We start from the raw sequence: 20,897 nt of genomic DNA, 5'->3' as shown, positions 1-20,897 counted from the left end.
CAATGACGGACGCCCGCGAGACCCTGAACCGCCTCTGGAAGCCAGGATGTGACTTCCTGGGCAGCGAAGTCGCCATTCTTGGCGGCGCGATGTCCTGGGTGAGCGAGCGCAATCTTGTGTCCGCCATTTCCAATGCTGGCGGTTTCGGTGTGATTGCCTGCGGTGCCATGACGCCGGAGCGTCTTGAGGAAGAAATTGTTGCCACGCAGGCTCTGACGAAGCGCCCGTTTGGTGTGAACCTCATCACCATGCATCCTGAGCTAGAGCGTCTGGTGGATGTTTGCCTTGCACATAACGTATCCCACGTCGTTCTAGCTGGTGGTGTGCCGACAAGCGCGATCATCAAGCGCGTTCGTGATGGCGGAGCCCGTGCGATCGGTTTCGCGCCTGCGCTGGCACTGGGCAAGCGTCTGGTGAAGCTGGGTATTGAAGCTCTCATTATCGAGGGTTCGGAAGCTGGTGGTCATGTCGGACCAGTTTCCCTGACGGTTCTGGCACAGGAAATCCTGCCGCACATCAAGGATGTTCCTGTCTTTGTTGCTGGTGGTCTGGGCCGTGGTGATGCCATCGTCTCCTACCTTGAGCAGGGCGCTTCCGGTGCGCAGCTTGGAACGATCTTTGCTGCGTCTGAAGAGAGCATCGCGCACGAGAACTTCAAGAAGGCGTTCCTGCGGGCCAATGCCCGTGACGCTGTGACATCCGTGCAGCTTGATGAGCAGTTTCCGGTCATTCCGGTTCGTGGTCTTGCCAATGCTGGAAGCCGTGGCTTCCTGAAGCATCAGGCAGAGACGATCCGTACGTTCCAGAGCGGTGGTGTCAGCAAGGAAGATGCTCAGCTCTCCATCGAGCATTTCTGGGCTGGTGCGCTTCGTCGTGCCGTAATCGAGGGTGATGTCGAGAACGGGTCTGTCATGGCTGGCCAGTCTGTTGGTATGGTCAAGGAAGTCCGTCCGGTTTCCGAAATCATTGCCACACTCGTTGAGCAGGCTGTTGAAGCCATTGCGAAGCGGGAAGATCGCGTTCACGCTTCTGCCTGATCAGGTTTTATCAGCCATGTCTCCTCCCTCCGACCGTCCGATGCCGCTTCGCTCAGACCAACCCAGTGTTGGCACGATTCTGCGTACGCGACGGGAAGAGTTGGGATGGCAGATAGATGACGTTGCGCAGTGGCTGCGTATCCGGTCGCGTCTGCTGGTTGCGCTTGAAGCTGATGATCTCTCGTCTCTGCCAGGCGTGGCGTATGCTGTCGGCTTCCTGCGGACGTATGCCCACGCCATGCAACTGGATGCCGATGGGCTGGTAGCCCGGTTCCGTCGAGAATACCGGGGCGTCGTCAACCGGAAGACGGATCTCGTTTTTCCGCAGCCGGAAGGTGAGCGCGGGCTGCCAATTGGTCTTCTGGTTGGGGCAGGACTTGTTGTTGTCGTGGCGGCCTATGCGGGCTGGTATCGTTTTGCGTCGCATGAGAGTCCAGCAGACCGTCGTATTCCTGCTGTCGCGGAGTTGATGCCAGGTGCCGCGACGTCTGCGACGACGTCTCCGCAGGTTGCTTCTGTCATGCCGGGCAGGGCGCCAACTCCAGATCCGTCTCTTCCCCATGATCCGCTTCCCGCGTCCGTAGCTCCAGTTGTTCCTGCTCCGGCACCGCAGCCGGTTATCGCATCAACTGAGTCTGCGACGCCTGCAGCATCGTCAGCGTCTCCCTCGCCGAGCGCAGAAGAGGATGAGGCCGCGCCGAACAATACGGATCAGTTTGGCCCCGCTACAGATGTTCCTGCTGAAACTCCCGCTCCAGCTGTCCCCGTCGGGGCTGTTGTCGTGCGTCTGTTGGCGCCTGTCTGGATGCAGGTGAAGGACAAGGACGGTCATGTTCTTGTGTCTCGCGTGCTCAAAGCTGGCGAGAGCTGGCAGGGTGACGCTTCTGCAGCGCCGTTCCGCATGTCTTTTGGCAATGCGGGTGGTGTTGTCCTTTCGACAGATGGCTGCACGAGCGCGCCCCTAGGTCGTCAGGGCGAAGTGCGCCGCAATGTTGAAGTTACAGCGGATGCCATCCGCTCAGGTGCATTCGGCAATGGTGTTGCTCTCCCGGCACAGCCATCTGCCGTGGTGGCTACGCCTTCCGAGCAAAGTGTTGACGGGTCGACTGCGGCCGCACCAGATGATTCGTCTGCGGCACCTGCTGTTAAGCCTGTAATTCGTCACCCTAAAAAAGCTCCTACGCCTTCCGCAGAAGTTTCTGCTGACGATCTGAATGCCCGGCAACTGGATCAATCGTCTCCATCGCATTAAACAGGGGGGTAACGCCCCTGACCCAAAGGACCCGGTTATCCCGGGCACGAAGAGGTAAATCATGAGCAGCTACCGCCCCTATCAGCACATCGAGCGTCGCAAGTCGCGCCAGATTCATGTCGGCAAGGTTGCGGTCGGTGGTGATGCGCCGATCTCCGTGCAGACCATGACCAATACCCTGACGTCTGACGCGCAGGCGACGATCGACCAGATCCGTCTCGCCGAACTGGCGGGCGTGGACATCGTTCGTGTGTCCTGTCCGGATGAAGCCAGTACGGCCGCTCTGAAGGAAATCGTTCATGAAGTGAACGTGCCGATCGTTGCAGATATTCACTTTCACTATAAACGCGCGATCGAAGCTGCAAAGGCCGGCGCGGCTTGCCTGCGTATCAATCCAGGCAATATCGGCAGTGCCGAGCGCGTGCGTGAAGTTGTGAACGCTGCCAAGGATTACAGCTGTTCCATCCGTATCGGCGTGAATGCTGGCTCGCTGGAAAAGCACCTTCTGGAAAAGTACGGTGAGCCTAACCCGGAAGCGCTGGTCGAGAGTGCTCTGGAGCACGCAAAGATCCTTCAGGACCATGATTTTCATGAGTTCAAGATCAGCGTGAAGGCGTCTGACGTGTTCATGGCAGTTGCGGCCTATCAGCAGCTTGCAGACTGCTGTGACCACCCACTGCACATCGGCATTACGGAAGCTGGCTCCAAGCGTGCCGGTACGGTGAAGTCCTCCATCGGTCTAGGCAATCTGCTTTGGGCGGGCGTGGGTGACACCATGCGCGTTTCACTGTCTGCGGCACCGGAAGAAGAAGTACTGGTAGGCTGGGATATTCTGAAGTCCCTTGGCCTGCGTCATCGTGGTGTGAAAATCATTTCCTGCCCGTCCTGTGCACGTCAGGGCTTCAACGTGGTTGAGACGGTCCAGACGCTTGAAGATCGCCTCCAGCACATCAAGACGCCACTGACGCTGTCCATCATCGGATGCGTTGTGAATGGTCCGGGTGAAGCCCTAATGACCGATATCGGTGTGACCGGCGGTGGCTCAGGCCGTCACATGGTCTATTCGGCGGGTCGTCAGGACCACACGATGCCGGCAGAAGACATGATCGAGCACATTGTGGACCTGGTTGAGACCAAAGTTGCCGCTATTGAGGCAGACAAGGCTCAGACAGAAGCTGAAGCAGCCAAGTTGTTGGACCCGGCGGCTCACTGATGTCAGGATTGCAGCCACCTCGCGGCACACACGACCTTATTGGCGACACGATGCGCCGTCACCACCATGTGGTGCAGACCGCCAGAGCTGTTCTGGAAACCTATGGCTTTGAAGAGTGGAGCACCCCCATCTTCGAAGATACGCGGGTTTTCTCGCGGACACTCGGGGAAACCTCCGATGTCGTCTCCAAGGAAATGTACACCTTTGAGGACCGGGGCGGCGAAAGCATCACGCTGCGTCCCGAAAACACAGCTTCAATCTGTCGTGCTCTTGTGACAAACGGCCTGACCCAGTCTTTACCTCAGAAGGCGTTTTATCACGGGCCGATGTTCCGTTATGAGCGCCCGCAGAAGGGGCGTTATCGCCAGTTCCATCAGATTGGTGCGGAACTGCTGGGCGCAGAAGGCCCTCTGCGAGACGCCGAAGTCATCACAATGGCTTACGACATTCTGAAAGCGCTTGGTCTTTCAGAACATGTTGTTCTGGAAATCAACACGCTCGGGGATATTGCGTCCCGGCAGGCGTGGCGTGAGGCTCTGGTGGCGTATTTCCGTCAGCACGCAGATGCACTTTCTGAAGAAAGCCGTGTGCGTCTTGAGGTAAACCCGCTGCGAATTCTGGACAGCAAGTCCGAGCAGGATCGTGCGCTGCTGGCCGATGCGCCGGCTTTTGCGGATTATCTGAACGATGAGTCTCGTAAATTCTGGGACGACCTGCGGTCTTATCTGACGGCATTTGGCGTGGAATTTGTCGAGAACCCGCGGATTGTGCGTGGCCTTGATTACTACAGCCACACGGCTTTCGAGTTCGTGACGACGAAGCTGGGCGCTCAAGGTACTGTTCTGGCTGGGGGACGCTACGAAGGTCTGGTTGAGCAGATGGGCGGTCCTGCTGTTCCGGCAATTGGCTGGGCCGGTGGTATCGAGCGTCTTGCCCTGCTGCTTGAGGACGCGCCTGCTGTTCCTGCTGGAATTGCAATTGTTCCTATGGGAGACGAGGCTCTTCTCAAAGGTGCTGCGATTGCCCGGTCCCTGCGCGAAGCAGGACTGCGTGCTGAAATTGAGACGCGTGGGAACATGAAGAAGCGCATGGAGCGCGTTGTGAAGTCCGGTGCATCTCATGCGGTTGTTCTGGGTGATGAAGAAATTGCGCGCGATGTCGTGCAGCTTCGTGATCTGGGAACGCGTGATCAGCAGGAGGTATCTGTTGCGGATCTGGTTCAGGCACTGAAAGGCGCCTGACACGTGGCATTTGACGACAGGCTTGAGCGAATTGTTGCGCGGTCGGAGGAAATTCAGGCTCTGATGTCCGCAGGTGAGGCGACGGGGGAAGAGTTCACGCGTCTTTCACGGGAGTATGCAGAACTCGAGCCTGTCGTTGCTTCAATCCGGGCCTGGCAGGACGCCGACACACAGCGCGATGGAGCCAAAGCTCTTCTTTCTGACCCGGAAATGAAGGAACTGGCTCAGGCTGAGCTGGAAGAGATTGAAAGCCAGATTCCTGAACTGGAGCACAATCTCCGACTCGCTCTTCTTCCCAAAGATGCAGCGGATGAACGCAGCGCTATTCTGGAAATTCGTCCGGCGGCCGGTGGTGACGAGGCAGGGCTTTTTGCCGCTCAGCTTTTCGATGCCTATCGCCGGTTTTCGGAGCAGAATGGCTGGCGTTTTGAAGTCATGGAATATGCCGAGAATGAAGTTGCAGGCCTGAAAGACGGCATGGCGGCAATTTCCGGCCGTTCCGTGTTTGCTCGACTGAAGTATGAGTCTGGCGTGCATCGCGTACAGCGCGTCCCGGCGACTGAAAGCCAGGGGCGCATTCATACGTCCACGGTGACGGTTGCTGTTCTGCCAGAAGCCGAGGAGGTGGACGTCACGATCAATGACGACGATCTGCGGATTGACGTTTATCGTGCGTCGGGCGCGGGTGGGCAGCACGTCAACAAGACGGAAAGTGCCGTTCGCATTACGCATATTCCTACTGGCGTCGTAGTGGCGATGCAGGAAGAAAAGAGCCAGCACAAGAACCGTGCCAAGGCTATGAAAATCCTCCGTGCACGTCTGTATGAGCGGCAGCGTTCGGCAGCACATGAATCCCGTGCCGCGGATCGACGCTCTCAGGTTGGAACAGGGGACCGGTCAGAGCGGATTCGGACGTATAACTTCCCGCAGGGGCGTGTGACGGACCACCGCATCAATCTGACGCTCTACAAGATCGAACGCATCATGGCGGGCGAGTTTGATGAGATTATCGATGCGCTGACACGTGAAGAACAGACAGAGCTTCTGGCAGCTGAGGGCTTTTAAAGCCTCAGCTGCTGGGAACTGCGCAAACAGCAGCCCGTCCATGCCGATGAGTGGCGACGGAGGGGTCGTTGTAATCTACTAAAAAAAAGTCTGTGAAATTATTGCTTCCGACTGCATCCAGGGCATGGTCTTGCGGGCTATGAAGCTGTCCGTCGCTGCTGACCTGATGCGTTTCCTGATGTCCGTTGTGCATGATGGTGATTTCGCCGCACAGGGCGTAGTCAACATCGTTGCGTCCGGCAGGTAGCGTGATGGTCTGCGTTTCTCGCGATTTGGATAAGCCAAGGCGGAAGGTCGCCACCAGGTTACCGTTCAGGTAAAGGCGAGAGACTTCGGAGATTTCTTCAGGAGCACGTTCATCGGTGACGGTGAAGGTGCCAGGAAGTTCAGACTGGGCGCTGGCTGAATGCAGGGCGCATCCCAGAAGAAGGACCGAGAAGAAAAATGCACGTTTGGACTTCATGATCACAGGTATAGCAGGTTCACTGACAAAATGACTGCAAAAGATGACATTCTTCAGCGTGCAGCAGTGGTCTTGCAGCAGGCTGGACTTGAAGATCCTCGTCGTGAAGCCCGATTGCTGCTGTCCTGGGCCACGCAGCGTGATCTGGCTGGATTGTTCGCTCTGAACGTTCTTTCGGAAGATGAAGCGAATCGCTTTGAGGCGGCTGTTCAGCGGCGGGCGTCTCGCGAACCTCTGGCTTTCATCACGGGTGAAACAGGGTTCTGGACTCTTGATGTCTTTACGTCACCCGAGACGCTGATTCCACGGGGAGACAGTGAAGCTCTGATTGAAGCGCTCCTGATCGTTCGGCCGGACAAGGCGGAGGCTCTCACCATGCTAGACCTTGGAACGGGGACAGGGTGCCTGCTGTTGTCCGCGCTTTCAGAATATTCCCGGGCATGGGGGGTAGGCGTTGATCTTGCACCTGGCGCGGCACTTCTGGCCCAGCGGAATGCGGTTCGGAACGGACTGGAAAAACGCAGTGCGTTTTTGGCAGGGAACTGGGATTCTGCCCTGAACGGGCAGTTTGATGTCGTGATTTCCAATCCCCCCTATATCGAGAGTGCTGACGTGCCCGATCTGATGCCGGAGGTCTCCCGCTATGAGCCCGCCCGGGCGCTGGATGGAGGAACGGACGGCCTGGATGCCTATCGGTTGTTGTGTGACGCGTTGCCTCGACTGCTTGTTCCCGGGGGGCACGCCATTCTGGAAATGGGCATCGGGCAGATCGATGCTGTGTCCGAACTGGGGAGCCGGCGAGGGCTGAAAGAGGTCGTGCGGCATGATGATCTGGGGGGCATTGCACGCGCTCTTGTTCTGCAGCGGACAGAAAACTGAGGAAAGACGTTGGCTTAAGGGCCGAGAGTTGGTATGACCCAAAAGCTACGTTTTGGAGTGAAAGCCGTAATGGCGGTTTTTTCCTCACGGAGTTGCTCCTGTTGGCCGTCTTTCAGTAAGCCGGTAACAGATGAGAAGGCTGGCCAGTGTCCAGCCACAGCGAGATAGACAGACGTCTTTTCGACAGCGGCGGATGCATCCTTCTGCAAGGGCAGAAGAGGGGCCCGCCATCAGGAAAGTGCATCACGGGTCGATGAATATGAAGCGTATAAGAGGCCGGCATCATCGTGCAGGCGGCGGGACACCACGCACAAGTAGTTCCCAGACCCCTCTGAACCGCAACCATGTGTTTGACAGCAATGGCCCGGACCTCAGAATTCGCGGAACTGCTCAGCAGCTTTTCGAGAAGTATCTCCAGCTTGGTCGGGATGCCACGGGAACCGGGGACCGTATTCTTGCGGAAGCCTATTTCCAGCATGCCGAGCACTATTTCCGCATTCTGAATGCGATGAATCAGGCGGCCCAGCAGAGTCAGCAGGAGCGCAACGAGCGTCAGGCGCAGCGTCAGCGCGCTTATGAAGATCGTCGTGAGCCACGTGGTGACGAAAATTATCAGGGCGGTGACAATGAAGGTGGCGAACAGCCTTCCTTCGAGGCCCAGCGGCCTCAGGACGCTTCAGCCGAAGCTGAATAAGATTTGAAAAAGAGCCGGTCCTGAAAAGGTCCGGCTCTTTTTATATCCGCCCGATAAAGCGCTCGGGGAGGTGCCAGAGCTCGGTTCCATTGATGTGCAGGTCAAGCCGGTACTGGTCACGATCGCGGCCGATCGCACTTTGTTCGACGGCATGACGCCAGTTCTTTAGCCGCTGGTCCTGCTGATCGAATGTTGGGTGCACTATCGGAAGGCCTGCCATGTTGCGGAGCATGTTCTCCCAGTCCTGATCAAGGAGGCGCTGGTGCTGGCCGGCATTTTCTGAGCTCCAGGGCTGCGTTCGGGTTCGGTTCAGACGCCTGAGGCCTGAGGCAAGGTCGGCGTAACGCAGGTGGAAAAGAAACAGCGGTGCTGTCAGCTGAGGGCTGACTTCTTTGCAGCAATGAAAGCCAGGAGCCCACGTCACCGCGGCGCGGATGAGTACAGGCTTACACATCGCACTCGAAAATCGTAAATGCTGCCTCTGGATTGAAACCGGCCGACTATAATCGAAGTCAGTTTCGCTGTTGGGCAGATGGATGACGTCTAGCCCCGTGGCTGTGACAACAGGGCTACTATTGGCAACAGCAAAATGGGTGAGGGACGGGTAGATGGCAGGATCTGCCAGGAGAAGCTCATCTACATCACTGTAAATGACGCTGTCATACCATTCGAGAAGACTGGCACAGAATGCGCCAATGGCACGCGTACGTCGTTCGTCATCTTGAGGAGAGCGCGGAATTCGGATCCTGTTGACCTGACCAAGATGATCCGTCGATCCGTCATTGGAGCCATGGTCAATAACGTAACATGACGCTTCGCCGACCTGAGCGCCATAATGCCGACGCCAGATCTGAAGATGTTCTGGTTCATTATAGGCCATGGTGACGACGGCAATAGGCTTCTTGATCATGTCAGCATGATACAAAAATGCTTTCAGATCAGATACCTGAAAGATTTTTATTTAATTTTAGGAAAATAAGGATGGTAGCGGTGGACGGATTTGAACCGCCGACCAAGGGATTATGATTCCCCTGCTCTACCACTGAGCTACACCGCCATCCCACCGGGCAACCCGGCGTTGAGGCGGGTTTTTAAGGGGGATCTGTTGGTGTGTCAACACGTTATCAAAAGGAAAATGCAGGATTTTAGTCACCGCATTTTTCACAATGGTCATATCTGTTATGGTTTTCTGAATCCCTCAATTCCCTCTTGATATGGAGCTTCCTGCCTAGTGACGCAGCACTTCGTCAGCACGCTGTTTGCCGTAAGGTCTTATTTTACGTGGCTTCCGGCAGCCGTTGTTTCTGTTCTGATGCTCGCGGTCGTGGGTATTCTGGCTTTTTATTGCGGTAATCTCGTAACGTCCCTGACGTTGCGGATCCCCGGCTCCCGAAGTGGTGCCCTGATCCGCCGGATCGTGGCTGCGCTTCGGCGTCCAACACGGATTATGATCGCACTGCTAGCGATGATTGCGGCTTTGCCTGCCGTGACAGGCTTTGCCTACGAGACTGAACAGAACCTCAGACTCTTTTTCCTGTTTCTGCTGGTTCTGACATTTGGCTTTTCTGCCATTATCGTTTTCCGGATCATGACGGAAGCATATCTCAATCGGCTTTCTTCAAGAGAACAGACTGACGACATCATGATCCGTACGCATCAGACGCAGATCCGCGTTCTGAGGCGCCTGACGGAAATCATGGTGGGCATTGTGACTGTGGCGTCTGCCCTTATGCTGTTCCCGTCCGTAAAACAGTATGGCGTGTCGCTCTTTGCTTCGGCTGGAGCCGCGTCACTGATCGTAGGTCTTTCAGCGCGTGGCTTGCTGACTAATTTGATTGCAGGCGTGCAGATTGCTGTGACCCAGCCCATTCGTATGGAAGATCTCGTCATCATCAATGGTGACTGGTGCTGGGTTGAGGAAATCAACGCGACATATGTTGTGCTGCGGGTGTGGGACTGGCGCCGTCATATTGTGCCGATTTCTTACTTCCTGGAGAACCAGTTCGAAAACTGGACGCATAATTCTGCGGCGATCATCGGTGTTGTGTTCCTATGGCTCGATTATGAGGCGCCAATGGATCGCATTCGGGAGATGCTGAATGAAATCATCCGCACATGCCCGCTTTGGGACGGCAAGGTTTTTGATGCGCAGGTGGCGGACTGTAACTCTCAGGTGATGTCGATCCGTATTATCGCCAGTGCGCGCAATGCTCTTCAGAGCTGGGATTTAAGGTGTGATATCCGTGAGAAGATTATCGCGCGGATCCGGGAAGAATGTCCGGAGGCTCTGCCGCGGGCACGGTTTGCCATGATGCCGCCCCGGCCGGGGGCTGAGGCTTGGCCAAGCGAGCTTTTGTCTCCAAAAATCGATCGGCCGCCACCGGGGAGTTATATGGGGCCTGGAACACCGGGAGCCTGACACAAGAACCATCGCCTTGGCGGTGGTTTTTTTGTTTGAGGAAAGTGGCTGGCAGGGGTGGCCTGCATCTGGCCGGCTTAGCGTATGGCTGTTACGTCGGACTTGAGTGTTTCTGGTTGAAGCATGAATGCCGGATCTTGTGCAGGACTGAAGAAAATATGTCGGAACATCCTCAGACCATTCAGATCTTTCTTCCTTCCGGTGATCCTCAGGGTATTCGTACAGCAGCCATCACAACGCGCATTGTGCAGGTTGTTGAAATTCCACGAGTGCGTCTTGAGTCCTTTTTGGCGATGCCTGAAGCAGGGTTCGTCGGGGTTTATGTTCTTTTCGGCGAGAATGAACAGACTTCTGCACCCATGGGTTATATTGGGCAAACGGGAAATCTGGGCGCGCGCTTGAAGCAGCACAATGAGAAGAAGGATTTCTGGAACCGAGCCGTCGTGGCATTGTCTTTGACGCAGAGCCTGACGCTCACGCATGCTTACTATCTGGAATGGCTGTCCATCAGTCGCGCAGCGCAAGCTCAGCGCTTTGAGCTGGATAACGGTACGATCGGTACCAAGCCGCATACGCCACCAGCGATGGAAGCTGAATGCCGGGAAATCTTTGAAACATTCGATATTTTGCTGACGACGCTGGGCTATCCGCTCTTTGATCCATTGATCAGGGCTCGTGTTGGTCAAAGTCCAGTCATCACTCCGCATGACACCTATAATCCTGTGGCATCGGAAGATGTGGAACAGGAGTTTTATTGCAGAGCATCCGGAGTGAATGGCCGGGCGCGGTATACTGAGGAAGGTCTTGTAGTTCTCGCTGGATCGTACGGGAGAACAGAGGTCTCCGAGGCGTTTCTGAAAAACGGATACTATCAAAAGCGGCAAGACTTAATTGATCAAGGCGTTCTGAAGGTGGAGGGAAGTCGTGTCATCTATACGCGTGACACGCTTTACAAATCTCCCAGTTCATCCGCCGCTTATTTGCTCGGGCGGTCGGCTAATGGATGGTTTGAGTGGAAAAACAGCGTCGGTGTGTCTCTTGGAGAAGCCATGGGCCGCTATGGTGCCACGGAAGAAAGCGTTGTCGAATAAACGCTATTCTGCCGTAAGACGAGACTTTCACCCTGCCATTGTGGAATTGCGGCGTCCGTAAAATACATATGTGACGATGCCGAGAATGACGTAGCCGGTGAGTAGAATAAGGGGCACGGGATTACCGTTGGCAACGGAGTGGATCATGTCTGTGACGAGCGGAATGGTCATGAACAGGCAGAAAATAATCCCGAGCAGTGGTGTTATACCGATCCAGAAACCACGCACTCGGAACCCGCCCAAGGGGACACTGAAAGGCCGATGCAGATCCGGCCGTGTGTTCCGCTGCCAAATGACCGTAAAGCACACGATACCAAAAGCTGCTGCTGTACCGATTGAAACCAGATCACTGATAATGTCGATGGGGAGCGTTGCCGTCATGATGGCAACGATGATCCCCAACACGATCGTGCCGAGCCAAGGGGTGCGGAATTTGGCATGAACCTTGCCGAACAGCGAGGGGATCAGGCCGTCACGGCTCATTGTCATGAGCACACGCGACTGGGCATACATCAGCCCCATCAGAACGGAACACAGTCCGATAGTTGCGCCCACATTAATGAAAATGGACAGCCAGGGCGTGTTCATTACGCGCACAGCGATGGCCAGTGGGTCCGGAACGTCCAGATCTCGGTAAGGGACGATCCCGAGAAGAACCGCAGCAACGATGATGTATACAATCGTGCAGATCAGAAGGCTGCCGATAATCCCGATGGGGACATCCCGTGTCGGGTTCTTCGCTTCTGCTGACGCAGTCGAGACGGCTTCAAATCCGACATAAGCGAAGAAGATGATCGACGCTGCCCGGAAGATCCCTTTGACACCGTAGTGAAAGCCACCTTCGTTGGGCGGAATAAACGGGTGCCAGTTTGCGGGGTGAATGGCATGGATGCCGAAGGCAACGAACAAACCAAGAACACCGACTTTCAGGATAACGATCAACGTATTAACGCGGGCAGATTCCTCAATGCCACGCACCAAAAGGCCGGTTACCAGGAAGACTGCCGTCAGGCCGATAAGATCCAGTCGCCAGCCAGCGCTAATAGCAGTGCCATCCGAACCGGGGACGGGTTGCAACGTCGCCTGAGTAAGGGGGGCGGGAATATGGATACCAAAGACCGCAAGGAGAGACGACGCATAACCGGACAGTCCGGCGGCGACGGCTGCACAGGAAATTCCGTATTCCAGAAGGAGCAGCCACCCCACGATCCAGGCCACTTTCTCCCCCATGGAGATGTAGGCGTAGGAGTATGCCGAGCCCGAGACTGGAAGCGTGGATGACAGCTCGCCGTATGAGAACGCGGTGAAGAGGCAGGCGAGGGCGGCTACCACGAACGAAACAAGAACAGACGGCCCTGCATATTCGGCAGCAGCCGTTCCAGTCATGACGTAAATGCCTGCGCCGATCGTGGAGCCGACGCCCAGCAGAATAAGCTGCGTGGCCGTGAGGCTGCGTTTCAACCCATGCGCTTCATTCTCGGACATGATCTGTTCGAGACTCTTTCGACGGGCAGCCGTGGCTGAGGCGGATGAGCTGGATTGTATCGGAAGTGGCATGATCCCTAATCTGCCGGGAAAAGCGGCGTCTTGAAAGGTTTATAGAACGATGAGAACGCCTGCCAGCAGGCCGGCAGCAATGCAGTAGATGCCGAAAGGCTTGAGAGCCCATTCGTCATGATTGCGGAAGAAGCGCAACATCAGGAGAGAACAGATAAGAGCTGTGATGCCGGCAGCGATGGCTCCCACGACGCACTGAAACATCACGTCGTGGGAAATCGTCATGTGCCGCATCTGCCAGCCTTCCTTGACGGTCGCTGCCAGAACGACCGGCTGGGCCATGAGCAGGGAGAAACGGGCGGCGGTACCGTGATCCAGTCCGCGCAGAAGACCGCCATTCATGGTGGCGCCTGAACGCGACAGACCAGGGAACAGGGCAAGACACTGCCAGAACCCGATAATCAGAGCATCCTTGGGAGACAGGGAAGAAATCGGACGGTGATCCGCCTGTCCGCGCTGTCTGCGGAGCCATTCCGTGACCAGAAGCAGCAGGCCATTCAGAACCAGAAAGCCTGCGACGGCCAGAGGCGCCCCGAATATGGAGCGTAGGCTATGTTCAAAAAGCCCACCGAAGATGACGGCCGGGATTGTCGCGATGACGAGAAGACCAAAAACCCGAATCGATTCAAGCTGGTTGTATCGGCCGTGCAGACCCAGCATCCCGCGAAGGATGGCCATCCAGTCGCGCCAGAAGACGCCGGCCAGAGCCACCAGGGTTCCGACGTGCAGCATTGTCAGAAATGGCAGGAACATTTCCGAATGTTCGTCCAGGTTCCAGTGAAGGATACCGGGCAGCAGAACGGCATGGCCGAGGCTACTGACGGGAAAGGGCTCAGTAATGCCCTGAACGATGGCGAGAATGATGGCCTGAAAAAGCGTCATGGAGCCTGCACGGATGGGCGGAAAAGGAAGTCACTTGCCTGATGGCGCGAAGGGACGCAACCTTGACCGTGCTGTGGGGGAAGACTAACTCGCCAGCTTACCGGGTTTTTTGAAAGTTGAGGCACCACATGAAGGCAGGATACAGCGGGCGCGGTGGCGCCATTCTGGCAAGCGGTCTTGTCCTTCTCGTTGCCGGGGCTTTTCTTGTTTATGGCGATGAGCTTCGCAAGGGGCCGGTTCAGCACAGCATCGTCATGCATGCGCAGTTCAATTCAGCGAATGGCTTAAAAGCTGGCGCGGATGTTGATCTCGCCGGGGTGACGGTGGGGCGTGTCCAGTCGATCAGCCTCAACCCACACACCCAGATGGCTGACGTGACGTTTTCCGTTGATCAGCAGCTCAATCTTCCGGTTGATACGGCTGTCGGTATCGGTGCGCCTAGCATGACAGCTGACAACGCGCTTCAGATTGAACCAGGGAAAGATCCTAAGACGCTGTCTGCTGGCGGGGTCATCAAGGACACCCGCGACCAGATTTCGCTGGAGCAGCAGGTCAGCAACTATATCTTTGGCGGTGGTAAACTCGGGAACTGAGTTCTCTCAGTCGTTCATTGGATAGGACGCCAGCAGACGGCGCTGTTTGCGCCAGGAGTGCAGCATTCCGAAAGCGCCTGATGTCTTCCATCCACGCGCCTTGTTGGCAGCGCCGATGAGGAAGGTCTGGTGATAGTGTGAGAACTGTGCCCGATACGCTTCCCACAGGGTCGTACGTCGGTCCCAGATATGGATTGCTTCGGAGCCGACACCATTAATTTCGATAATGCGAAGGCCTTCTCCGCGCTGCAACGCTTCAACCGACGGAACCTTCACGTCTACACGGCCGAAATAGAAGTCCGGAACGTCTTTCATGATGGCGTCCAGGCGCGCGGTCAGCTCTGGGGTGGTATCCGCCCGGCCATCGCGAAAGACAGACCCTTTGCAATGATTGCCAGCAAACACGAGGGGTAGAACTTCCCCTTCTGCCAAAACCGACTTTTCCCGACCTGCCAGACGCGGAAGATAGATTTGCGGAACCTGACCCATGCGAGGATCACTCATGATGAGTTCCTCAATGGTGGAATGTCCGTCGCCCGTGAGAACCGGGGCTTCCTTGTATGTTACCGACGTGATGCGGCCTTGCGGTTGATCGGGATGGCGGATGTAAAACAGGCCGGCTTCGACAGGATAGTCGATGAGTTCCTGCACCATCAGGTCCACGTCGTTCGGGAACTGAGGGAGAACGCTCTCGAGTTGCTCCCGGGAGCGGACAAGTTTCACGCCTGTTCCGTTGCAGCCAATATCGGGTTTGACCACTACCGGAAATGACAGCTCCTTTCGTTCCATCGCGGCTAGCGCACGATCCAGCGCGCCAGCGCCACTCGCAAAAACAGCGTAAGGGGCAATAGCCTCCTGGGCGATTGGGCCAGCCATGTCGAGAATGGAAGACTTGCTCTCTCCGCAAAGACCACCGGTCTCGATGCGCGGATTGGCAGCCGTCGGAATGCTGAGATCCCGGTACTTCAGGCCCATTGCGATCCAGTACAGGACGATGGGCGTGTAAAAGATGGAACCAGGCCAGAACTCGAAAAGCGAGAGGGGATTTTGTTCAGTCTCTGTCTTGGACATTCGGTTACTGGCTCACGGTCTGGATACGGGCGATCAGGCGCCCGACAACAACAATACACAGAACAAATCCCGCCAGTCCGGCCCAGCGCCAGCCTCCCTGATGCGCCAGAAGCCAGCCGCCAATGCGCATGGCTAGCAGGAACAGCAGTGTTGTCCACACAAGGGTGGCGAGCACTGCTGTCAGGGCAAACCGCAGAAACGGTGCGTAGAAGAAGCCGCAGGCTGTGTAGAGCGGGAGGCGCGCGCCGGGCACGAAGCGGGAAATGGCGACGATGCGGATGACGTTCTTGGAAAACCAATCCTGCGTTCGTTCCTGCTTGGGAAGCGTCAGGAAGCGGCGAAGACGGGGCCAGCGTGCACCAGCGGCGCCAAGGCCATATAGCCCGAGATCACCGATTGCGACGCCAAACCAGAGTGCACCCAGGGCCAGAGCGATGCTGACATGCCCCGCACGCGCAGCCACTCCGGAAAGAACGGTTGCCACGTCTTCGAGGATAAAGGTTCCCACAATGATGCTGACTGCTTTCAGCCAGGCAGGCTGTGACGCCAGGGCGGGGCCAATGGCTATCATGCCGCGGGATGTTCCATGATCATGGAACGTTGATGTCGCATGTCAGCGCGCTGGCGACAATCTCATTGACCGGAGAATGCTCGAAAGGTTTTGCGGAAGACTGGTAGGGAGCATCACAGGTTGCTAGCGTGCGCTTCAAATGAACCACCCTCTGGGGGCTGATATTCCCGTGCTTAAAAGACGTCATCTTCTTGCTGCCTTTTCCTCTGTTGCCGGAGCGGCTGCGATGGGGATCCGCTCTGCTGAAGCTCAGGACTACGGTGCATTTCTCGCCGGCGTCCGATCGCAGGCACTGGCGCAGGGGCTTTCTGCCAGCATCGTCTCCCGTGCTCTGGCTTTGACGCGAGAACCCAATGCCAAGGTTCTCAAGCTCGATCGGCATCAGCCGGAGTTCACCCTGACATGGGCGCAGTATCGTGATCGCGTGTTGCCGGAGTCGCGTTTTCAGAAGGGCCGGACAGTCTATTCAGGCGTAGAGAGCGTGATGGCACCCGTCAGTGAGCGCTTTGGATGTGACGATCGGGGCGTGATGGGGATCTGGGGTCTCGAGTCGGGTTTTGGTGCGCATACCGGCACTTTCTCTGTCGTGGATGCCCTTGCGACTCTGGCATTCGATGGGCGGCGTTCAACGTTCTTTCGTGGGGAGCTGATGAAGGCCCTCCAGATCCTGAATGATGGTGATATCGCACCGGAAGCCATGATGGGCAGCTATGCCGGTGCCATGGGGCAGGCCCAGTTCATGCCGAGCGCGTATCTGCGGTATGCGGCTGATGGTGATGGTGACGGCAAGCGTAATATCTGGACGTCCCAGCCCGATGTGTTTGCGTCTATCGCGAACTATCTCGGGAAATGCGGTTGGCAGCCTTACGAGCCATGGGGACAGGAAGTCACATTGGCCAGCGCATTGGATAAAAGTGAGATTGGCCGGACCAATACCAAGTCACTGGCAGAGTGGATGTCTCGCGGCGTGCGGCGGGCAGATGGTGCGCGTTTCTCCCGCACGGATGTAAAAGGCGCGATTGTGCAGCCGGATGGTCCGGGGACGCAGGCCTTCATGGTTTACCATAATTTCAACGTGATCCGTCGTTATAACCCGTCTGATTATTACGCGCTGGGCGTAGGTCTTCTGGGAACCGGCATTGTTTCTCCGTAATTTCGCGCCACTTCTGGCGTTCTTGCCCCTGGTTGGGGCGTGTCATCAGGATGATGAGCCTGCTATTGCGCCGCATCCCCACTATGAGCTGGGGAATGCGTGGCACGGCCCGCAGGGTTGGTTTTATCCCAATGAGCAGTTCGACTATCGGGCAACGGGTCTGGCGACACGTGAGGCGCCGTTACATGGGCAACTGGCTTCTGACGGAGAGGCTTGGTCATCAGGTGGAATGACCGGGTCACACCAAACCCTTCAACTGCCGTCGATCGTGACGGTCCGAAATCTGTTGAATGGGCGGGTGGTTCGGATCCGGCTGACCCGGCGGGGGCCGGAAAGTGCAGGGCGTGTTGTCGCGTTGTCCCCAAAGGCCGCAGATCTGCTGGGCATGACGTCTGATACGCCTGTTGAGATTGTGGAAGACGAAACCGCGAGCCGTTCCGTTATGGAGGGACTGACGGGTGCGCCGCATCTGGACGTCCAGTCTGCTCCGGTTGGGGAAGTTCGGGCAGAGTCGCTTGATGGTGGCGCTTCAAAAAAAGTCTATGGCAGCGACTCGTCTGTGGGCGGCCAACCGTCTCCCGCGCTCACGCCGTTACCTGTAACGTGGTCTCAGGGGATGACAGGTCCGCAGGGGCTATATGTTCTTCTTGGAAAATTTTCCGGGCATGGAGCCGCCGCAAGTGTGGCAGTGCGCTGTTCCGGCGAGGTTCAGCGTGTGCCAGATGGAGCAGGCCTGGACTGGCGCGTAAGGTCCGGACCCTATACCGATACCGCCCAGGCCGATGCGGCACTGGACCGGACCCATGCGTGCGGGGTAGAGGGCGCGCGGATCATTGTGGAATGACGGCCGTGACAAAGGCCGAACAACTGGGGACGAACGTGCGGACTAGACGCTCTCTTTTCGGTGGTGTTGCGGGCTTTGCAGCCTGTGCTTCTTTTGGCGGGCCGCTGAGTGCGCTGGCACGCCCGCACCATCATGCCGCAGCTCATGCAAAAGCCGCTGCCGCCGCTTCTGATGTTCCGGCTGCTCCGGTTGGGACGCCTGCCAATACGCCGATTGGTCCGTTCGATACCGTTGCGCGCTGGGCTTACATTGTGGATTCCAGCACGGGTGCAGTTCTGCTGGATAAATCTGCAGATGAGCGGATGGCACCATCGTCCCTGACGAAAATGATGACGGCCTATATCGTGTTCGGCATGCTGGCGACCGGACGTCTGCACCTGGAGCAGGGACTTCCGGTCAGTGAGAAAGCCTGGCGCACGCAGGGTTCCAAGATGTTCGTGCCGCTGGGTGAGAGCGTACTTGTCTCTGAACTGATCCAGGGCATGGTCATTCAGTCAGGCAATGACGCTTGCGTTGTGCTCGCAGAAGGGATCGCCGGCTCTGAAGAGCGCTTCGTCGCCATGATGAACGAGGAAGCTCCGAAGATCGGGCTGACGAATTCGCACTTCATGAACGTGACGGGTCTGCCTGCCGAAGGGCATTACATGTCCGCGCATGACGTCGCGACCGTGGCCATGCACCTGATCCGTGACTTCCCGCAATATTACCATTTCTTCGGTGAGACGGAATTCACGTTCAACAAGATCCGTCAGGGCAACCGTAACGTTCTGGTCGACAAGGGACTGGCTGATGGCCTGAAGACGGGTCACACCGATGCGGGTGGGTTTGGTCTCTGTGCGAGCTCCAGCCGGAACGGAAATCGCGTGATTGTCGTGATTAACGGGACAGCGTCCAGCAATGAGCGCGCGCATGAAGGTGAACGCCTCATGTCCTGGGCGTTTGCAAACTTCGAAAATGCCACGTTGTTCCGCAAGGGGCAGGTTGTCGATCACGCGCCGGTCTGGATGGGTGAACACAAGGCTGTACCGCTTGTCGCGGGTGCTGACATTGTGATGACCATGCCGGTGGGCTGGCAGCAGCGCTCCCATATTGCAGTGGATTATGCGTCACCAGTGATTGCACCGGTCGTTGAAGGTCAGGCCTGTGGTGCGATCGTAATTTCAGCGCCGGGCATGGGTGATATTCGTGTGCCGCTTCAGGCTGGTGCATCCGTTGCAAAACTCGGACTGGTTGGACGTGCGATGGCGCGCCTTGGTCATGGCCCTGCAAATTAAAAACGGTTTGTTCGTTACGCTGGAAGGTGGCGAGGGCGCGGGGAAATCCACGCAGGCGCGCCTTCTGGCAGACCATATTCGTGGGCTAGGGTACGAAGCCATTCTGACGCGTGAACCGGGCGGAACGCCGGGCGCAGAAGCAATCCGGCATCTTCTGCTTTTCGGAGAAGAAGAGCTGTCCTGGCGGGCAGAGGTGCTGGCTCATATGGCAGCCCGCTGTGACCATCTGGACAACCTCATTCTTCCGGCTCTTCAGCGTGGCGCAGTTGTGGTTTGTGATCGTTTCCATGATTCGACGCTGGCTTATCAGGGCTATGGTGTCGGGCGAGGATCAACGGAGCGTCTGGACTTCATTACTGGCGCACGACGTCTTGTCGGGCGAGAGCCTGATCTGACATTGCTGCTTGAACTGCCACGCGAACAGGCGCTGGAGCGGCTGGAAAGTCGCGGAGGTCGGACAGACCGATACGAAGGACAGGCTGAGGCTTTTCATCAGCGTGTCCTTTCTGGTTTCGACGCGATTGCCAAGGCAGAACCGGAGCGCGTGAAGCGTATTAACGCCGGGCGCACAGCGGAAGCTGTTAGCCGATCCCTTCTGAATGCTGTGTCGGAGAAGCTCGGTCATACGGCGTGCGCGTCTGACGCGTGACGGATCCACGGCACACATTCGACCTGCGAGGCCACGAAGCGGCTGAAGAGACGTTTCGTGCTGCCCTTGCATCTGGGCGATTACATCATGCATGGCTGATTTCCGGCCCCGCCGGGATTGGAAAGGCGACGCTCGCGTTCCGGCTGGCGCGGATACTGCTGAATGGAGAAGATCCAGCCTCTGCAGCCGCACGGCGTATTACGGCTGGGACGCACGGAGACCTTTTGGAAATCTCTCGTGCTGTGGACGAGAAAAAGGGCCGTTTGCGGGGAGAAATCACGGCTGCAGATGTGCGGCCAGTGCAATCCTTCCTGCACCACACAGCAACAGAAGGTGGCTGGCGTGTCGTGATCGTGGACGGCGCGGAATATCTGAACCGTTTTGCAGCAAATGCGCTTCTAAAAATTCTGGAAGAGCCGCCCCCGAAAGCTATCCTTCTGCTGACAACCGCGTCTCCCGGACGGCTGCTTCCGACCATCCGCAGTCGATGTCGCGCGCTTGCCCTTTCGCCTCTGCCTGACGCGGATATGCGCGTGCTGGTTCCTGATGTTCCAGAAGATGTTCTTGCGCGGTCTCATGGTTCTCCAGGGCGCGCATTGTTTCTTGCTCAGGATCGGGATGGAGCGATTGCTGCGTTTGTGGCGGAAATACTGGCGGGAAAGACGCTTACGGCTAATATGCTTCCTCTCATTGACCGGATTGCTCGAGAGACGGAAGGTTTCGCATTGCTCTGTGATTTGCTAGGCGAGGGACTGGCAGACCGTGCACGCTCGGCAGCACGACGTGGCGACCTGCCTGTTGCTGATTCTTCTGCCCGTCAGTGTTCGGAACTTGATACACTGAGGCGGCAGACAGACGGTTTTAATCTGGACAAGGCCCAGGCCATCCGTCAGGCAGTGGAACTCGCTGCCGGAACGTGAATGGCTCAGGCATGACAAGACGAGTGGAC

At 57.0% G+C, this 20,897-nt stretch carries 21 protein-coding genes and 1 tRNA gene; 15 read left to right on the top strand and 7 right to left on the bottom strand.

Annotated elements, in window-relative coordinates; genetic code table 11:
- The first annotated feature begins 2 nt into the window (after nucleotides 1-2).
- The 5 genes from KP708_RS09425 to prfA all read left to right on the top strand — a co-directional run bounded on the left by KP708_RS09425 (nucleotide 3) and on the right by prfA (nucleotide 5,808).
- Nucleotides 3-1,037, top strand: a complete 1,035-nt coding sequence (locus KP708_RS09425; protein ID WP_202207602.1) for a nitronate monooxygenase family protein — start codon at nucleotides 3-5, stop codon at nucleotides 1,035-1,037.
- 16 nt (nucleotides 1,038-1,053) lie between these two features.
- Entirely contained in the window at nucleotides 1,054-2,289 is a 1,236-nt protein-coding gene (locus KP708_RS09420; protein ID WP_215750868.1) for a helix-turn-helix domain-containing protein, read from the top strand.
- A gap of 61 nt (nucleotides 2,290-2,350) precedes the next feature.
- Nucleotides 2,351-3,502 carry a flavodoxin-dependent (E)-4-hydroxy-3-methylbut-2-enyl-diphosphate synthase gene (ispG, locus tag KP708_RS09415; protein ID WP_215750869.1) on the top strand — a complete coding sequence of 384 codons (1,152 nt, stop codon included), beginning with the start codon at nucleotides 2,351-2,353 and terminating at the stop codon, nucleotides 3,500-3,502.
- Entirely contained in the window at nucleotides 3,502-4,743 is a 1,242-nt protein-coding gene (gene hisS / locus KP708_RS09410) for a histidine--tRNA ligase (protein ID WP_215750870.1), read from the top strand. Before ispG ends, hisS begins: the two co-directional genes overlap by 1 nt.
- A gap of 3 nt (nucleotides 4,744-4,746) precedes the next feature.
- Nucleotides 4,747-5,808, top strand: a complete 1,062-nt coding sequence (gene prfA / locus KP708_RS09405; protein WP_215750871.1) for a peptide chain release factor 1 — start codon at nucleotides 4,747-4,749, stop codon at nucleotides 5,806-5,808.
- Nucleotides 5,809-5,812: 4 nt separating this feature from the next.
- On the opposite strand, the gene KP708_RS09400 is transcribed toward prfA, so the two are convergent.
- A complete protein-coding gene (locus KP708_RS09400; RefSeq protein ID WP_064273185.1) occupies nucleotides 5,813-6,271 on the bottom strand; it encodes a hypothetical protein in 459 nt (152 codons plus the stop codon).
- 30 nt (nucleotides 6,272-6,301) lie between these two features.
- On the opposite strand from KP708_RS09400, the gene prmC reads away from it, so the two are divergent.
- Together prmC and KP708_RS09390 are read left to right on the top strand one after the other, a co-directional pair.
- Complete coding sequence (prmC, locus tag KP708_RS09395) at nucleotides 6,302-7,150, top strand: peptide chain release factor N(5)-glutamine methyltransferase (RefSeq protein WP_215750872.1); 849 nt, start codon at nucleotides 6,302-6,304, stop codon at nucleotides 7,148-7,150.
- A 259-nt stretch (nucleotides 7,151-7,409) separates the two neighbouring features.
- Nucleotides 7,410-7,844 (top strand): DUF4167 domain-containing protein, encoded by a 435-nt coding sequence (locus tag KP708_RS09390; protein WP_371822766.1) that lies wholly within the window; start codon nucleotides 7,410-7,412, stop codon nucleotides 7,842-7,844.
- A 40-nt stretch (nucleotides 7,845-7,884) separates the two neighbouring features.
- Here the strand turns inward: KP708_RS09390 and KP708_RS09385 are convergent, their stop codons facing one another.
- Together KP708_RS09385 and KP708_RS09380 are read right to left on the bottom strand one after the other, a co-directional pair.
- A complete protein-coding gene (locus KP708_RS09385) occupies nucleotides 7,885-8,754 on the bottom strand; it encodes a glycosyltransferase family 2 protein (protein WP_215750874.1) in 870 nt (289 codons plus the stop codon).
- A gap of 72 nt (nucleotides 8,755-8,826) precedes the next feature.
- Nucleotides 8,827-8,901 (bottom strand) — tRNA-Met (locus KP708_RS09380).
- 174 nt (nucleotides 8,902-9,075) lie between these two features.
- Here KP708_RS09380 and KP708_RS09375 point away from each other — a divergent pair.
- The gene (locus KP708_RS09375) at nucleotides 9,076-10,263 is read left to right on the top strand and encodes a mechanosensitive ion channel family protein (protein ID WP_064273188.1); all 1,188 of its coding nucleotides are present in this window, start codon (nucleotides 9,076-9,078) and stop codon (nucleotides 10,261-10,263) included.
- A gap of 158 nt (nucleotides 10,264-10,421) precedes the next feature.
- The gene (locus KP708_RS09370) at nucleotides 10,422-11,354 is read left to right on the top strand and encodes a GIY-YIG nuclease family protein (RefSeq protein ID WP_215750875.1); all 933 of its coding nucleotides are present in this window, start codon (nucleotides 10,422-10,424) and stop codon (nucleotides 11,352-11,354) included.
- 27 nt (nucleotides 11,355-11,381) lie between these two features.
- On the opposite strand, the gene KP708_RS09365 is transcribed toward KP708_RS09370, so the two are convergent.
- Nucleotides 11,382-12,911 carry an APC family permease gene (locus tag KP708_RS09365; protein WP_215750876.1) on the bottom strand — a complete coding sequence of 510 codons (1,530 nt, stop codon included), beginning with the start codon at nucleotides 12,909-12,911 and terminating at the stop codon, nucleotides 11,382-11,384.
- Between the two features lie 39 nt (nucleotides 12,912-12,950).
- Complete coding sequence (locus KP708_RS09360; protein WP_046901482.1) at nucleotides 12,951-13,793, bottom strand: undecaprenyl-diphosphate phosphatase; 843 nt, start codon at nucleotides 13,791-13,793, stop codon at nucleotides 12,951-12,953.
- A 128-nt stretch (nucleotides 13,794-13,921) separates the two neighbouring features.
- On the opposite strand from KP708_RS09360, the gene KP708_RS09355 reads away from it, so the two are divergent.
- Nucleotides 13,922-14,386 carry an MlaD family protein gene (locus KP708_RS09355; protein ID WP_215750877.1) on the top strand — a complete coding sequence of 155 codons (465 nt, stop codon included), beginning with the start codon at nucleotides 13,922-13,924 and terminating at the stop codon, nucleotides 14,384-14,386.
- Between the two features lie 6 nt (nucleotides 14,387-14,392).
- On the opposite strand, the gene KP708_RS09350 is transcribed toward KP708_RS09355, so the two are convergent.
- Both KP708_RS09350 and KP708_RS09345 read right to left on the bottom strand, forming a co-directional pair.
- On the bottom strand, nucleotides 14,393-15,457 hold the full coding sequence (locus KP708_RS09350) for an ATP-grasp domain-containing protein (protein ID WP_215750878.1): 1,065 nt from the start codon (nucleotides 15,455-15,457) through the stop codon (nucleotides 14,393-14,395).
- Between the two features lie 4 nt (nucleotides 15,458-15,461).
- Nucleotides 15,462-16,028 (bottom strand): DedA family protein, encoded by a 567-nt coding sequence (locus KP708_RS09345; protein WP_215750879.1) that lies wholly within the window; start codon nucleotides 16,026-16,028, stop codon nucleotides 15,462-15,464.
- A 169-nt stretch (nucleotides 16,029-16,197) separates the two neighbouring features.
- On the opposite strand from KP708_RS09345, the gene KP708_RS09340 reads away from it, so the two are divergent.
- From KP708_RS09340 to KP708_RS09320, 5 genes are read left to right on the top strand one after another with little or no spacing between them, the layout of a single operon-like run.
- Complete coding sequence (locus tag KP708_RS09340) at nucleotides 16,198-17,181, top strand: lytic murein transglycosylase (RefSeq protein ID WP_215750880.1); 984 nt, start codon at nucleotides 16,198-16,200, stop codon at nucleotides 17,179-17,181.
- Complete coding sequence (locus tag KP708_RS09335; RefSeq protein WP_215750881.1) at nucleotides 17,168-18,025, top strand: septal ring lytic transglycosylase RlpA family protein; 858 nt, start codon at nucleotides 17,168-17,170, stop codon at nucleotides 18,023-18,025. Before KP708_RS09340 ends, KP708_RS09335 begins: the two co-directional genes overlap by 14 nt.
- The gene (locus tag KP708_RS09330) at nucleotides 18,022-19,299 is read left to right on the top strand and encodes a D-alanyl-D-alanine carboxypeptidase family protein (RefSeq protein ID WP_046901487.1); all 1,278 of its coding nucleotides are present in this window, start codon (nucleotides 18,022-18,024) and stop codon (nucleotides 19,297-19,299) included. The genes KP708_RS09335 and KP708_RS09330 overlap by 4 nt, the downstream gene beginning before the upstream one ends.
- Complete coding sequence (gene tmk, locus KP708_RS09325) at nucleotides 19,283-19,948, top strand: dTMP kinase (RefSeq protein WP_215750882.1); 666 nt, start codon at nucleotides 19,283-19,285, stop codon at nucleotides 19,946-19,948. Before KP708_RS09330 ends, tmk begins: the two co-directional genes overlap by 17 nt.
- Nucleotides 19,945-20,868: a DNA polymerase III subunit delta' gene (locus tag KP708_RS09320; RefSeq protein ID WP_215750883.1), complete on the top strand. Its 924-nt coding sequence runs from the start codon at nucleotides 19,945-19,947 to the stop codon at nucleotides 20,866-20,868. The genes tmk and KP708_RS09320 overlap by 4 nt, the downstream gene beginning before the upstream one ends.
- Nucleotides 20,869-20,897: the final 29 nt, after the last annotated feature.

Origin of the sequence: Gluconobacter sp. P5H9_a (genome assembly GCF_018812085.1) — a bacterium.
Classification (GTDB): domain Bacteria; phylum Pseudomonadota; class Alphaproteobacteria; order Acetobacterales; family Acetobacteraceae; genus Gluconobacter.
The sequence above is the reverse complement of the archived record's forward strand: the minus strand, read 5'-3'. Positions and strand labels throughout refer to the sequence as shown.